This is a genomic window from Pseudomonas sp. PSE14 (assembly GCF_029203285.1).
Classification (GTDB): Bacteria; Pseudomonadota; Gammaproteobacteria; order Pseudomonadales; family Pseudomonadaceae; genus Pseudomonas.
This window is the reverse complement of sequence record NZ_CP115669.1, coordinates 3,789,814-3,803,998: the sequence shown is the minus strand read 5'-3', so window position 1 is coordinate 3,803,998 and position 14,185 is coordinate 3,789,814. Positions and strand designations below refer to the sequence as shown.

Annotated in this window: 14 protein-coding genes; 8 read left to right on the top strand and 6 right to left on the bottom strand. The window is 63.9% G+C overall.

Annotation, left to right across the window (positions count from 1 at the left end; genetic code table 11):
* The first annotated feature begins 43 nt into the window (after positions 1-43).
* On the top strand, positions 44-778 hold the full coding sequence (locus O6P39_RS17330) for a proteasome-type protease (RefSeq protein ID WP_275607716.1): 735 nt from the start codon (positions 44-46) through the stop codon (positions 776-778).
* Between the two features lie 226 nt (positions 779-1,004).
* Here the strand turns inward: O6P39_RS17330 and O6P39_RS17325 are convergent, their stop codons facing one another.
* Complete coding sequence (locus tag O6P39_RS17325) at positions 1,005-1,877, bottom strand: cytochrome c (protein WP_275607715.1); 873 nt, start codon at positions 1,875-1,877, stop codon at positions 1,005-1,007.
* A gap of 665 nt (positions 1,878-2,542) precedes the next feature.
* Between O6P39_RS17325 and O6P39_RS17320 the strand changes: the two genes are divergently transcribed.
* The 4 genes from O6P39_RS17320 (at position 2,543) to O6P39_RS17305 (ending at position 7,574) form a co-directional block, all read left to right on the top strand.
* The gene (locus O6P39_RS17320; protein WP_275607714.1) at positions 2,543-3,748 is read left to right on the top strand and encodes an acetyl-CoA C-acetyltransferase; all 1,206 of its coding nucleotides are present in this window, start codon (positions 2,543-2,545) and stop codon (positions 3,746-3,748) included.
* Between the two features lie 15 nt (positions 3,749-3,763).
* A complete protein-coding gene (locus O6P39_RS17315; RefSeq protein WP_275607713.1) occupies positions 3,764-5,908 on the top strand; it encodes a 3-hydroxyacyl-CoA dehydrogenase NAD-binding domain-containing protein in 2,145 nt (714 codons plus the stop codon).
* Between the two features lie 169 nt (positions 5,909-6,077).
* Positions 6,078-6,632 carry a cysteine hydrolase family protein gene (locus tag O6P39_RS17310; protein ID WP_275607712.1) on the top strand — a complete coding sequence of 185 codons (555 nt, stop codon included), beginning with the start codon at positions 6,078-6,080 and terminating at the stop codon, positions 6,630-6,632.
* A gap of 204 nt (positions 6,633-6,836) precedes the next feature.
* Complete coding sequence (locus O6P39_RS17305; RefSeq protein WP_275607711.1) at positions 6,837-7,574, top strand: amidotransferase; 738 nt, start codon at positions 6,837-6,839, stop codon at positions 7,572-7,574.
* Positions 7,575-7,757: 183 nt separating this feature from the next.
* On the opposite strand, the gene O6P39_RS17300 is transcribed toward O6P39_RS17305, so the two are convergent.
* Together O6P39_RS17300 and O6P39_RS17295 are read right to left on the bottom strand one after the other, a co-directional pair.
* Positions 7,758-8,729, bottom strand: a complete 972-nt coding sequence (locus O6P39_RS17300) for a magnesium and cobalt transport protein CorA (protein ID WP_275607710.1) — start codon at positions 8,727-8,729, stop codon at positions 7,758-7,760.
* Positions 8,730-8,836: 107 nt separating this feature from the next.
* Positions 8,837-9,058: a hypothetical protein gene (locus tag O6P39_RS17295; protein ID WP_275607709.1), complete on the bottom strand. Its 222-nt coding sequence runs from the start codon at positions 9,056-9,058 to the stop codon at positions 8,837-8,839.
* Between the two features lie 278 nt (positions 9,059-9,336).
* Here O6P39_RS17295 and O6P39_RS17290 point away from each other — a divergent pair, with 278 nt between their 5' ends.
* Positions 9,337-9,834, top strand: a complete 498-nt coding sequence (locus O6P39_RS17290; RefSeq protein ID WP_275607708.1) for a macro domain-containing protein — start codon at positions 9,337-9,339, stop codon at positions 9,832-9,834.
* A 95-nt stretch (positions 9,835-9,929) separates the two neighbouring features.
* Here the strand turns inward: O6P39_RS17290 and O6P39_RS17285 are convergent, their stop codons facing one another.
* Together O6P39_RS17285 and O6P39_RS17280 are read right to left on the bottom strand one after the other, a co-directional pair.
* Positions 9,930-10,115 carry a hypothetical protein gene (locus tag O6P39_RS17285; protein ID WP_275607707.1) on the bottom strand — a complete coding sequence of 62 codons (186 nt, stop codon included), beginning with the start codon at positions 10,113-10,115 and terminating at the stop codon, positions 9,930-9,932.
* Positions 10,116-10,292: 177 nt separating this feature from the next.
* On the bottom strand, positions 10,293-10,982 hold the full coding sequence (locus tag O6P39_RS17280; protein ID WP_275607706.1) for a crotonase/enoyl-CoA hydratase family protein: 690 nt from the start codon (positions 10,980-10,982) through the stop codon (positions 10,293-10,295).
* Between the two features lie 208 nt (positions 10,983-11,190).
* Between O6P39_RS17280 and O6P39_RS17275 the strand changes: the two genes are divergently transcribed.
* Together O6P39_RS17275 and O6P39_RS17270 are read left to right on the top strand one after the other, a co-directional pair.
* The gene (locus tag O6P39_RS17275) at positions 11,191-12,465 is read left to right on the top strand and encodes a hypothetical protein (RefSeq protein WP_275607705.1); all 1,275 of its coding nucleotides are present in this window, start codon (positions 11,191-11,193) and stop codon (positions 12,463-12,465) included.
* A 21-nt stretch (positions 12,466-12,486) separates the two neighbouring features.
* Positions 12,487-12,771 (top strand): GNAT family N-acetyltransferase, encoded by a 285-nt coding sequence (locus tag O6P39_RS17270; RefSeq protein WP_152222548.1) that lies wholly within the window; start codon positions 12,487-12,489, stop codon positions 12,769-12,771.
* A gap of 222 nt (positions 12,772-12,993) precedes the next feature.
* Here O6P39_RS17270 and O6P39_RS17265 read toward each other — a convergent pair whose 3' ends face one another.
* Entirely contained in the window at positions 12,994-14,070 is a 1,077-nt protein-coding gene (locus O6P39_RS17265) for a 3-deoxy-7-phosphoheptulonate synthase (protein ID WP_275607704.1), read from the bottom strand.
* Positions 14,071-14,185: the final 115 nt, after the last annotated feature.

The following is a 14,185-nucleotide window of genomic DNA, read 5'->3' as shown; positions in this document are numbered from 1 at the left end:
CGGTGCCAGTTCCCTCCGCCAAAAAGACAGTCATGAGACCGCTATGACCTATTGCGTCGCCATGAACCTTGCCCAGGGCCTGGTCTTCGTTTCCGATTCGCGCACCAACGCTGGCGTCGACAACATCGCCGTATTCCGCAAGCTGCATATCTTCGGCACGCCCGGCGAGCGCCTGATCGTGGTGCAGAGCGCCGGCAACCTGGCTACCTCGCAGTCGGTGATCAGCGTGCTGCGCCAGCGCATGGGCAGCGACGAGGCGAACCTGGGCAATGTCGAGAATCTGTTCGAGGCAGCCCGGCTGGTGGGCTCGACGCTGCGCGAGGTGGTCGACCACGACGAGAACATCGGGCAGAACCAGGGGGTCGACCTGGGCAGCTCCTTCCTGGTCGGCGGGCAGATCGGCGAAGAAGTGCCGCGCCTGTTCAACGTCTACCCGCAGGGCAACTTCATCGAATCCACCCGCGACACGCCGTACTTCCAGATCGGCGAGAGCAAGTACGGCAAGCCGATCATCGACCGCGCCATGAGCTACGCCACCCCGCTGGAGCAGGCCCTGCGCTGTGCGCTGATCAGCTTCGACTCGACCATCCGCAGCAACCTTTCGGTGGGCATGCCGCTGGACCTGCTGGTGTACCGCGAGGGCAGCCTGCAGGTGCCGGCGGGGTACCGCATCCAGGAGGGCGACCCGTACTTCGAGGGCATCCGCGGGCAATGGGGCGCAGGGTTGCGGCAGTTGCTGGGCGAACTGCCGGCGCCGCCGGGGGATTACTGGCACTGACGCTCGGTGTTCGGGCGGGGGCGCGAGCGGACCTCCGCCACTCCGCGTGCTTTCGTAGGAGCAACTGTCTTTCTCTGAGAGTCCGTGCCTGGATTGCCCTCTCCCTAACCCTCTCCCTGAAGGGAGAGGGGACTGGTTTGGCGCCGGCTGAAACTTTAGCGTCAGCCGGCACGGATAGCTCCCTCTCCCTTCGGAGCGGGGCGCGCAGCCAGGGCGGGGGAGAGGGTTAGCCCTGGCACGATATTTCAGGTAGGAGTGAGCTTGCTCGCGAACCGTCGCCGCACCGACCTTGCCGATCAGCTCCGGCCTTCACCTTCCGCCCTGCCATGTGCTTGAGGTAAGCCACGATCTGATCCAGCTCCTGGTCGCTGATCACTTCCGGCGCGAAGCCTTTCATCCGCGCTTCCGGCCAGTGCCGAAGGCTCTGCGGGTCGCGGATGTACTGCTTCAGATAGCCGCTGGCGAAGTACTCGGTCGGGTTGTGCGGCACGTTCAGGTCCGGGCCGAACTGCGAGTCGCCGGCGCCATTGAGGCGGTGGCAGGCCAGGCAGTTCTTCTGGAACTGGGCGAAGCCCGAGCGCACCTGCTTCGACGCGTCCTTGGCCGGCAGCAGGGCGGGGAAGCGTTCGGCCAGCGGCTTCAGGTAGCGGATGCTGGCGACCTGGAAGGGCCACTGCTCGGGCCCGATGCCAGCGACCTTGGGGTCGGTCCAGACCAGGTAGAACGGGCCGGCCGAGGGCTTGCCGGCGGCCAGCTCCGGCCAGGGCTTGTTCGGCTCCTCGATGGCCAGCCAGGCGCGCGAGCCCTGGCTCGCCAGCAGCGGCGCGGCCGGCAGTTCGGCGGCGAAACCATCCAGCGCCACGGCTTGAAGGTGGTCGCTGGACTTCACGCCCTCCAGCAGCGCGGCCAGGGGCACCGCGCGGTAATGCATGGTGCGGTTGTAGGAGACGTCAGCGGGAATCTCGATGTCCTGCGCCTTGGGGTTGGCCAGCAACTGTTCGGTGCTCAGGCGGTGCTGGCCAGTGGGCAGTTCCAGGGTCAGGGTGGCGGCGAAAGTCGTGGGGCAGAGCAGAAGCAAGGACAGCAGCAGTGGGCGCATGGAGGTTCGGTTCCGTGAACGGAGAGGGCCGCCGAACCATAGCAGAAGAGAGGAGGTGACTCCCGCGCTGCGTTGACCGTGGCTCGCGAGTGGCGGCACGCGGTGCGCAGCAACGGGATCGCCGGTTTGTTGTCCCTAGCCGACCAGACGACTCAGATTGGGGATGATCAGCACCACTGTGGTGGCAAAGACGATCAGGCTAGCCTGACGCCATTTTCTTGATTGTTGATGATCCATCATGGCCTTCCGCCTTTCTTGTTGTTGGCGCGGTTCCGATCCGCACTCACGGCCTGTCGGCAGTGGAGACTGCGCCCTGGCTTCTGACCGCCCCGGCAAAACCCGGCAGCGGCACTTTTCGCAGTGTCTGCAAAATGGAGTCTAAGCCTAGTGCGGCGTGGGCTTAGACCATCTGGCAACAAATCCTGCAGTTCCAGGCATATTCCATCTATATGACCCCGGTGTGACAGCTCTGGCCCGCAGATCGACCGTTTGTCCGGCTTCTTGCGCAGGCCTTTTCCAGAGCCTCCGACCCCAGGGCCGCCGGTCGGAGGTTGAGCGTGACGGTCAATGCGCCTGAGCGCTGCGGTCATTGTCGGTGTCCGCCACGCCGCTAAGGTAGGCCGACACGCCACGCCTGCGTGACGACAACTCTAAGAGAGAACGCCATGACCGAAGCATTCATTTACGACGCGGTGCGTACTCCCCGCGGCAAAGGCAAGAAGGACGGCGCGCTGCACAGCGTCAAGCCGGTCAACCTGATGGCCGGCGTCCTGCGCGCGTTGCAACAGCGCAACCAGCTCGATACCGCCCAGGTCGACGACATCGTCCTGGGCTGCGTGACCCCGGTGGGCGACCAGGGTGCGGACATCGCCAAGACCGCCGCGCTGGTGGCCGACTGGGACGAGCAGGTTGCCGGCGTGCAGATCAACCGCTTCTGCGCCTCGGGCCTGGAAGCGGTCAACCTGGGCGCCATGAAGGTGCGCTCGGGCTTCGAGGACCTGGTGGTGGTCGGCGGCGTGGAATCCATGTCCCGCGTGCCCATGGGCTCCGACGGCGGTCCCTGGGCGCTGGACCCGGAAACCAACCTGCACACCAGCTTCGTGCCCCAGGGCATCGGCGCCGACCTGATCGCCACCCTGGAGGGCTTCAGCCGCGCCGATGTGGATGCCTTCGCCCTGCGCTCCCAGCAGAAGGCCGCCAAGGCCCGCGCCGAAGGACTGTTCGGCAGGTCCCTGGTGCCGGTGACCGACCAGAACGGCATCGTTCTGCTCGACCACGATGAATTCATCCGCGGCGACTCCACCCTCGAAGGCCTTGGTGCGCTCAAGCCCAGCTTCGAGATGATGGGGCAGATGGGTTTCGACGCTACCGCGCTGCGCAAATACAGCTTCGTCGAGCGCATCGAGCACGTGCACACGCCGGGCAACAGCTCCGGCATCGTCGACGGCGCCGCCGCCATGCTCATCGGCTCCGAAGCCAAGGGCCGCGAGCTGGGCCTGAAGGCGCGCGGGCGCATCGTCGCCACCGCGGTGACCAGCACCGACCCGACCATCATGCTCACCGGCCCTGCGCCGGCCACCCGCAAGGCGCTGGCCAAGGCGGGCCTCAAGGCCGAGGACATCGACCTTTATGAGGTGAACGAAGCCTTCGCCTCGGTAGTGATGAAGTTCATGAAGGACATGGGCGTGCCCGAGAGCAAGGTCAACGTCAACGGCGGCTCCATCGCCATGGGCCACCCGCTGGGCGCCACCGGCTGCATGATCCTCGGCACACTGCTGGACGAGCTGGAGCGGCGCAACCTGCGCTACGGCCTGGCCACCCTCTGCGTGGGCGGCGGCATGGGCATCGCGACGATTATCGAAAGGGTTTGAGGCCGGAGAATAAAAATGACCGACGCCATCCGCTTTGAAAAAGGCCAGGACAACATCGTCGTCCTGACCATGGACATGCCCGGCCAGAGCGCCAACACCATGAACGGTGCGTACCGCGAGGCCATGGCCGCCACCGTGGCGCGCCTGGAAGCCGAGAAGGATTCGATCGCCGGCGTGGTGATCACCTCCGCGAAGAAGACCTTCTTCGCCGGCGGCGACCTCAACGAACTGATCAAAGTCACCCAGCTCGATGCCCAGGCTTTCTATGACGGCATCCTGGTCCTCAAGGGCCAGCTGCGTCGCCTGGAAACCCTCGGCAAACCCGTGGTCGCCGCCATCAACGGCGCGGCCCTGGGCGGCGGCTGGGAAATCTGCCTGGCCTGCCACCACCGCATCGCTCTGGACGAAAGCCACGTCCAGCTCGGTCTGCCGGAAGTCACCCTGGGCCTGCTGCCCGGCGGCGGCGGGGTCGTGCGCATGGTGCGCCTGCTCGGTCTGGAGAAGGCCCTGCCGTACCTGGCCGAAGGCAAGAAAGTGCGCCCGGAACAGGCGCTCAAGGCCGGCCTGATCCACCAATTGGCCTCCAGCCGGGAAGACATGCTGGCCAAGGCCCGCGAGTGGATCGCCGCCAACCCGGCCGCCAAGCAGCCGTGGGACACCGCCGGCTACAAGATCCCCGGCGGCACGCCGGCAAGTCCGAACGTGGCGCAGATGCTGGCGATTGCGCCGTCCGTGCTGCGCGACAAGACCAAGGGCTGCTTCCCGGCGCCTGAGAAGATCATGTGCGCCGCCGTCGAAGGCGCGCAGGTGGACTTCGACACCGCGCAACTGATCGAGGCGCGCTACTTCACCGAGCTCACCACCGGCCAGGTGGCGAAGAACATGATTGGTACCTTCTGGTTCCAGCTCAACGAGATCAACGCCGGCAAGTCCCGTCCGCAGGGCTATCCCGTGACCCTGACGAAGAAGGTCGGCGTCATCGGCGCCGGCATGATGGGCGCGGGCATCGCCTACGTCTCGGCCGCCGCCGGTATCGAGGTGGTGCTCAAGGACGTTTCCCTCGAAGCGGCCCAGAAGGGCAAGGCCTACTCGGCCGGGCTGCTGGACAAGAAATTGGGCAAGGGCCAGATGACCGCCGAGAAGCGCGATGCCTTCCTCGCACGGATCAAACCCACCGCCAATGATTCCGACTTCGAAGGTTGCGACCTGATCATCGAAGCCGTGTTCGAGGACCGTGGCTTGAAAGCGAAGGTCAGCGCCGCTGCGGAGTCCGCCGCGCTGCCGGACGCGGTGATCGCCTCCAACACCTCGACCCTGCCGATCACCGGCCTGGCCGAAGCCGTGGCGCAGCCGCAGAAATTCATCGGCCTGCACTTCTTCAGCCCGGTGGACAAGATGCCGCTGGTGGAGATCATCCGTGGCGAGAAGACTGACGATGCCACCCTGGCCCGCGCCTTCGACTACGTCCTGCAGATCAAGAAGACCCCGATCGTCGTCCACGACAGCCGTGGCTTCTTCACCTCCCGTGTGTTCGGCACCTTCACCAACGAAGGCCTGGCCATGCTGGGCGAGGGCGTGTCGGCGGCGATGATCGAGAACCAGGCGCGCCAGGCTGGCATGCCGGTAGGCCCGCTGGCGATCAGCGACGAAGTGTCCTTGAGCCTGATGAGCCACATCCGCGAGCAGACCCGCAAGGACCTGGAGGCCGAAGGCAAGCAACTGCCCAAGCACCCGGCCTTCGCCGTGGTGGATCTGATGGTCAACGAGTACAAACGCCCGGGCAAAGCCGCTGGCGCCGGTTTCTACGACTATCCCGCCAATGGCAAGAAGCACTTGTGGCCGGAGCTGAAGCAGCGCTTCGAGAAGGCTGACGCACAGATTTCCGCCGAGGACGTGCGCGACCGCATCCTCTTCGTGCAGGCCATCGAGACGGTACGCTGCGTGGAGGAGGGCGTGCTGACCTCCACCGCTGACGCCAACATCGGTTCGATCTTCGGCATCGGCTTCGCGGCCTGGAGCGGCGGCGCGCTGCAGTTCATCAACCAGTACGGCCTGAAGGACTTCATCGCCCGCGCCGAGTACCTGGCCGAGCAGTACGGCGAGCGCTTCCTGCCGCCGGCGCTGCTATTGGAGAAGGCGGCGCGCAACGAGCAGTTCTGAGCGTACGTGTAGGAGCGAGCTTGCTCGCGAACCACCCCCGCTGCGGGGCCGTTCCCGAGCACGCTCGCTCCTACAAGTCGTCACTTCACAAAACCGGCCCTGGTGGCCGGTTTTTTCTTGCCGGTGCAAGCCGTAGGATGGGGCCTTCCGACTCGCAAGGACCGCACCGATGACCGTTCCCGCCCTGTTGATCATCGACCAGCAGCAAGGCATGCGCGAAAGCCCTGAGCCGCGCAACAACCCGCAGGCCGAACAGCGTATCGGTGAGTTGCTGGCAGCCTGGCGCCAGGCCGGCTGGCCGGTGGTTCACGTGCGGCACATCTCCCGTACACCGGGCTCGCCATTCTGGCCGGGGCAACCGGGGGCGGAGTTCCAGCCGGAGCTGGCACCGCTGGACCACGAACAGGTGCTGGAGAAGAACGTCCCTGATGCCTTCATCAATAGCGGCCTGGAGCGTTGGCTGCGGGTGCGCGGCATCGACTCGGTGGTGATCTGTGGCGTCAGCACCAACAACTCGGTGGAGGCCACGGCGCGTTCGGCGGGCAACCTGGGCTTCGTCACGCAGGTCGTGGCAGACGCCTGCTTCGCCTTCGACAAGCGCGATTTCAACGGCGTGCTGCGCAACGCGGAGGAGGTCCACGCCATGTCCCTGGCCAACCTGCAAGGCGAATATGCCCAGGTGCTGGACGCGAACTCGATCCTGCGAGCGCTGTCCCTGAGCTGAATCCTTGCCAACCGGCCGTCACCCCTGTGCGTCCGTGCAATTGAAGGAAGTCGGTTTTTCCGGTATTTCCCCTGAAATTCCTACGCAAGAATCGGCCACGGTATCTTGCGTGGTGAAAAAATAGGGCGTAATTTTCACGCGCGTTCCATCAGTGCCAGGATAACCATTCTTATCAGCCGCTAACCCCCCAGGAATCACCCCTGCATGTCGTTGCACATCTGCATTCTGGAAACCGACATCCTCCGCCCCGAGCTGATCGACCAGTACAAAGGCTATGGCTGGATGTTCCAGCAACTGTTCGCCAAGCAACCCGTTCCGGCCGAGTTCAAGGTCTACAACGTGGTGGAAGGGCATTATCCGCCCGAAGATGAGAAGTTCGACGCGTACCTGGTGACAGGCAGCAAGGCGGACTCGTTTGGCACTGATCCCTGGATCCAGACCCTCAAGGACTACGTGCTGAAGCTCTATGAGCGCGGTGACAAGCTGCTGGGCGTGTGCTTCGGCCACCAGCTGCTGGCGCTGGTCCTCGGCGGCAAGGCCGAGCGTGCGGATCAGGGCTGGGGCGTGGGCATCCACGACTACCGCATCGAGGAACAGCCGGAGTGGATGAGCCCGTCGCTGGGCGATGGCCTGACCCTGCTGGTCAGCCACCAGGACCAGGTCACCGAGCTGCCCCATGGCGCGCGCCGTATCGCTTCCAGTGACTTCTGCCCGAACGCGGCCTACGCCATCGGTGACCAGGTTCTGTGCTTCCAGGGCCACCCCGAGTTCCAGAGCGACTACTCCCAGGCCATCCTGGAACTGCGCAAGCACGTCTTCAGCGAGCCGGTGTTCCAGTCCGGTATCGACAGCCTCGCGCGCCCGCACCAGGGCACTGTGGTGGGCGAGTGGATGATGCGCTTCGTGCAGCAGGGCCGCGAGAAGAAGCAGAACGCCGCCTGATTCCCGCCGTGCCCCATGAAAACGCCGCTCCTTCGAGCGGCGTTTTCGTTTTCCCGGGGCGTAGGGCGTACGACCGCTCGCGGTTGTACGCCGATACACCTTGGTTCGTGGTCGGCGCCGGGATCGAGAGCGGAGTGCCCTGAGATCACGGGCAAACGGCGTACAACGTCCATGCGTCGTCGGCTAGAGCCACTCCGCCTGCTTGAAGCTGATGTACAGCCCGACGCACCCCAGCACCAGCAGCCCCATGATCAGGAAGTAGCCGTAGTGCCAATGCAGCTCCGGGATGTATTCGAAATTCATCCCGTAGATGCCGGCCACCGCCGTGGGAAAGGCGAGGATCGCCGCCCAGGCAGCGAACTTGCGCTGCACCACGCTCTGCCGTGAAGACTCCAGCGCCAGCCCGACCTCGATAGTCTGGGTGGCCACGTCGCGCAGGGTGGTGAGATCTTCCAGCAGGCGATTCACATGGATCGCCACGTCTCGGAAATAGGGGCGCATCTGTTTGTCGATGAAGGGGAAGTCCAGGCGCTGCAGTTCCTGGCAGATCTCCACCATGGGCGCGGCATAGTGCTTGAGCTTGAGCACCTCGCGGCGCAGGCCGTAGATCTTCTCGATCTGCTCCTGGGTCAGCGATTTGCGCAGTACCTGCTGCTCGACTTCCTCGATTTCTCCGCGGATGGCTTCCACCACCGGCTCGTAGTTGCTGACTACGAAGTCCAGCAGGGCATAGAGCACGAAGTCGGTGCCGTGGGCCAGCAGCAACGGCCGAGCCTCGCAGCGCTGGCGCACCTGAGAGTAAGACTGCGAGAAGCCGTGGCGGGCGCTGATGATGTAGCCGACGCCGGCGAACAGGTGGGTTTCCACGAACATCAATCGGCTGTCAGCACGGATTGGCGAATAGATCACCATGAACAGCGCGTCGCCAAAGGTCTCCAGCTTCGGTCGGCTGTGCTTTTCCAGGGCGTCGGAGACGGCCAGTTCGTGCAGGTTGAACTGCCGCTGCAGGTTGAACATTTCTTCCGGTGTCGGCTCCTGTAACCCCGTCCAGACAAAATGGTCGGGCTGGCAAGCCCAGCGGTAACCGTCCTCCAGGGGAATATCGGAGACCTTGCGGCCTTTGCTGTAGACGGCGGATGCGATGACACGGCCCATGGTGAACCCCCCGCAACTGGCTGGCGCGCGGGACAGTTCGTCCCGCGACGCAGACTCTCACGCGGACAGTGTTGGACAAGCTCGCCGGCTGCGCCAGCCAAAAGGCATCAGGAGTGGGGATTCAGGGCGCTCTGCAGGCCTTGCAGTGCCACGGGCAGCGCCTGGTTGATGCGGGTGAAGAGCCCGGCCCTGTCGACATTGTCCACCGGTGCGCGACGGACGCTGTCGTAGCCGGCAGCCAGCGCCATGACCACCAGGATCACCATGGTGTAGAGCCCCAGGGCGGCGAGGGCGCCGTTGCGAGCGTAGCGATGGGCCTGGCGATTCATGGTGATGGCTCGGGTGGCGGGAAGCGATGGCTCAGTGTCGCCGTCGTCCTGCCCGTTGAATAACGAAGCCGGTTGCTTTCGAGTATCAGGGAAATTGATGGCGGGCCGGGGTGCATGCCGCCGTGGAGTGCGGGCGGAGTACTCGGAAGTTTCCGAGAGCTGGACAGCGTTCATGGGCGTTTGACCCGCGTCAAAAATGGGGAGGCCGCCGGGCGTAACGTGGAAATCAGGGGGTAGCGCAACGCTGCCACGGACATTCCGAACACAAGGAACGCTTTATGATTCGATACGTTGAAGGCGACATTCTGCTCAGCAAGGCCCAGGTCATCGCGCACGGCATTGCACCCCAGGACCACTTCGACTCCGGCCTGGCGCTGGCACTGCGCGAGCGCTGGCCGTCGATGGTGCGCGACTATCGCCACGCCGCCCATTCGGATGCGCCGGAGCCGGGTTCGATCTGGGTCTGGTCGGGCGTCGATGCGGACGGTGGCACCCGATGCATCGCCAATCTGCTGACCCAGGACATGCAGGGTTCCGGACGCGGCGCGCGACCGGCGAAGGCGACACTGGAGAATGTCGGGCACTGCCTGAAGGAACTTGCCCGCTACCTGCAGAGCGAACGGGTGAGCAGCCTGGCGCTGCCTTGTCTGGCTACCGGTGTGGGCGGGCTCGACTGGAAGGATGTGAAACCGTTGGTGGAGCGTTACCTGGGCGATCTGGGCATCGCAGTGGTGGTCTACGAGGTCTACCGCAAGGGAGTGGCCGCCGCTGAGTGACGCCGCCCTGTCGCCCTCGAAAAGCCCGGCCGCAAGCCGGGCTTTTCGCATCGGGCTGGAGGGCATGATGTCACCTGCTGCTGGCGAGGTCGGTATCAGCCTTGTTTGGCAGTGGCTTCCACGGTGTGGCTGGCTGCCTGCTCGGCTGGTTGTTGCTGAGCGCTCTGGGTCAGGTTGAGCATGCGGTTCTGCATCAGCGGGGATTCCTCGGCGAAGCTGGCCTGGGCGGCGATGGCAGTGGCAGCGGCGAAGAGGGTTGCGGCGATAACCTTGAGTTTCATGATGAACACCTCCGATGGTGTTGCTTTGGGTTCATCCATAGGTTAATACGCAATAATTTTTGAAAAATAGCAGTTCGGCTTAATGAGTTTTTACAAAAACGCAACAGTTGGCTGGCGCAATGAAAGTCCCGGGCATAAAAAAGCCCGGCGTGGGGCCGGGCTCTTTCTCGCTTGGGGTCAGGCGAGGTGCTGCTTGTCCTGCTCGATGGAGCGGTCGAGGGTCTCCAGCAGTTGCTTGCGCACTTTCAGCTTAGTGTTGCGGTGAGCGGTCATGTTGAGCTTCTTCAGGTGGCGTGCCGCTTCCAGGGCTGCCTCCTGCAGTTGCTCGGCCGGTACCACCTTGTCGAGGAAACCGGCGTCCACGGCATCGCGCGGGTTGAACATCTCGGCGTTGATCACCGAGCGGGTGAAGGCCGAGCGGCGCAGGCGGTCGCGGGCCAGTTCGATGCCCACGTGGTGCATGGTCATGCCGATGGCGACTTCGTTCAGGCCGATCTGGAAGGGGCCGTCGACGCCGATGCGGTAATCCGCCGAGAGCAGGATGAAAGCGCCCTTGGCCACCGCATGGCCGGTGCAGGCGACGATGACCGGGTAGGGGTGGGAGAGCATGCGGCGCGCCAGGGTGGAACCGGCGGCCACCAGGTTCACGGCGTTCTCCGGGCCGGAGGTCATCACCTTCAGGTCGTAGCCGCCGGAGAGAATGCCCGGCTGACCGGTGACGATGACCACTGCCCGATCCTGTTCCGCCTGATCCAGCGCCTGATTGAAGGCCTCGATGACGGCGGGGGAGATCGCGTTCACCTTGCCGTTGTTCAGGGTCAGGGTGGCGATGCCGTCTTCGAGTTGGTAGGTGATCAGCTCACTCATGGCGGTAGTCCTTGGTTGGAAGTGGGCCAGAACATACTGACGGGGGAGGCGGGCGTAAAGCACTTTGGCTGACCGGTGAGTCACCCGGAATCCGGGGCTTGTGGGGAGTCGTACGCATTTCCGGGAGGCCGTCGTGGAGGGCGTTCGACAGTGCTGTTAAGCTGCCACTATTGCCCGTGATGCCTCCCGCTCTCGCAAGGACTGCTGCATGTCGAAACTCGTCAAATGGATCTTCCTGGCCCTGGTCGCCGTCGCCGTGATCATCAAGGCGTCGCTGTGGCTGTCCGTGCGCAGCATCGTCGATGATGCGATTGCGCAGCTGTCGCCGATGATGGAGATCAGCTACGGCGGTATTTCCTCGTCCTTCGACGGTCGGGTCGGGCTCAAGAACGTCGTGATCAGGGTGCCCATGGCCCATGACAGCCTCAAGGTGGCCCATGCCCAGTTGAAGTTCAACGGCTTGCGCGAGCTGCTGAGCTTCAAGGAGCGCCTGGCCGAGCGCAAGCTGCCCGAGCAGATGGCCCTGGAGCTGCAAGGCGTGGAGCTGGAGGTGGCCGGCCCGTTCGTGCAGCAGTTGTATGCCGTACCCGCCGAGAAGAGCGCCTTCACCGCGATGAGCGAAGTGGTCTGCGGCAACGTCCGTAATATCGGCGTCGATGAACTGTTGCAGATGGGCTATCGCTCCCTGCAATCGGACCTGGAGTTCTCCTACCGCTTCGAGCCCGGCGCGCAGAAGCTCACCTTCAACCTGCGCAACGACGCCCGCGACATGCTGGACTTGCGCCTGAGCATGTCGCTGATCAACGTGTCCGAGCGTCCGGGCGACATGCGCGTGAACCCGCCACGGGTCGCGCAGGTCACCGTGGAGATGGACGACAACCAGTACCAGCGCCGGGTCACCGAGTTCTGCCGCAGCAAGCTCGGCCTCGATCAGAAGGCTTATCTGGCGCTGTCGCTGGAGCAGTTCGACAAGTCCCTGCGCCAGCAGCGCATCGCCCTCGACAAGCCGGTGCTCGAGGCCTACGGCCGCTACCTGAGCGATCCCCGTTCGCTGCGCATCGAACTGACCCCCAGCGAGGGGATGGCCTGGGATGGTCTACAGTTCTTCGAGCCCAAGGATGTCATCGGGATGCTGCGACCGAGCGTTCTGGTCAACCAGGAGGCTGTGACCCAATTGGGTTTTACCTGGGTCGATCCGCTTAAACACAAAATCACGCCGGAAAACGACCTTCAAAAGGTTTCGGCTGAAGAAACGGTTGAGTCGGAAGCTAGAACGCAGCAATATGAGTTCGTTAATGTTGACAGCCTTGCCCAGTACACCGGCAAGCGCCTGCAGTTCATCACGTTTGATGGTGCCTATTACCAGGGTGTGCTGCACAAGGTGGAGAACGGTCGAGCCTATATCACTGTCCTGATCGGGACCGGCTCGGCGGAAATGTTCCTCCGCCTGAACAAGATCAATCAGGTGCGGGTCATGTTGTGAGGCCCCAGAAGGAGAGAGCAAGTGAGTGAGTCGTTGTCCATCCATCACGATGAAACCAGCCACCAGTTCGTCACGACGGTGGACGGCCATCGCGCCTATCTGGCCTATATGGATCTGGGCAAGCAGACGCTCGACATCTACCGCACCTTCGTCCCGGATACCCTGCGCGGCCGCGGCATCGCCGCTGCTCTGACCGAGCACGCCCTGCAGTACGCCGAGCGCAAGGGCTACAGCGTGATCCCGTCGTGCTCCTATGTGGAGCGCTACCTGGAACGCCGCCAGCGCCATACCGATACCGCGCTCTGATTCGCGGATCGCAGAAATGAAAAAGCCGGGCTCATTGCCCGGCTTTTTCTTTGCCATATGCCCGCCCCATCAACTTGTAGGGCGGATAACGCCTCAAGCGTTATCCGCCATCATGGGTATCGCTTCGCTCCACGCCATCCTACAAAAACACCTCATGGCAGGCGCGGATGCCTGGGCACGAAAAAGCCGGGCATCGGCCCGGCTTTTTCATTACCGCAAACCTCAGCCGCGCTGACGCTTGGGCAGGACGTCCTTGAGCTTGGCATGCATGCTGCGCACGGCCTTCTCGGTGGTGTCCCAGTCGATGCAGGCGTCGGTGATGGAAACACCGTACTGCAGCTGGCAGAGATCTTTCGGGATCGGCTGGCTGCCCCAGCCCAGGTGGCTTTCCACCATCAGGCCGACGATGGAGTTGTTGCCTTCGGCGATCTGGTTGGCGACGTTGTCCATCACCAGCGGCTGCAGCGCCGGGTCCTTGTTGGAGTTGGCGTGGCTGCAGTCGACCATCACGTTCAGCGGGATCTTCGCCTTGGTCAGTTCCTGTTCGCACAGGGCGACGCTGACCGAATCGTAGTTCGGCTTGCCGTTGCCGCCGCGCAGCACCACGTGGCCGTAGGCATTGCCCTTGGTGGTGACGATGGAGACGCCGCCTTCCTGGTTGATACCCAGGAAGCGGTGCGGGCTGGAAACCGACTGCAGGGCGTTGATCGCCACGGTCAGGCTGCCGTCGGTGCCGTTCTTGAAGCCGACCGCCGAGGACAGGCCCGAGGCCATCTCGCGGTGGGTCTGGGATTCGGTGGTGCGCGCGCCGATGGCCGACCAGCTGATCAGGTCCTGCAGGTACTGCGGGGAGATCGGGTCGAGCGCTTCGGTGGCGGTGGGCAGGCCCATCTCGGCGAGGTCGCGCAGCAGCTGGCGGCCGATATGCAGGCCGTCCTGGATCTTGAAGGAGTCATCCAGGTAGGGGTCGTTGATCAGCCCCTTCCAGCCCACGGTGGTGCGCGGCTTTTCGAAGTACACGCGCATCACCAGGAACAGGGTATCGGAGACCTCCGCGGCCAGTACCTTCAGGCGCTCGGCGTATTCGTGGGCGGCCTTGATGTCGTGGATCGAGCAGGGGCCGATCACCACGAACAGGCGGTGGTCCTTGCCATCGAGGATGTCGCGGACGACCTGGCGGCCGTTGGCGACGGTGCGCAGGGCGGCGTCGGTCAGGGGGATTTCGCGCTTGAGCTGCTCCGGCGTGATCAGGGTCTCGTTGGAGGCAACGTTAAGGTCGTCGATCTGTAAATCAGCCATCGTGGTACTCAATCAGGTCACGGGTGCCGGCCGCCAGAAATCCCCGTGCGATGGGGCGCAGGCAGATATTCGCTAAGGGGAACCCGAACCTTAACCGGTCCGACGCTGGCTCGAC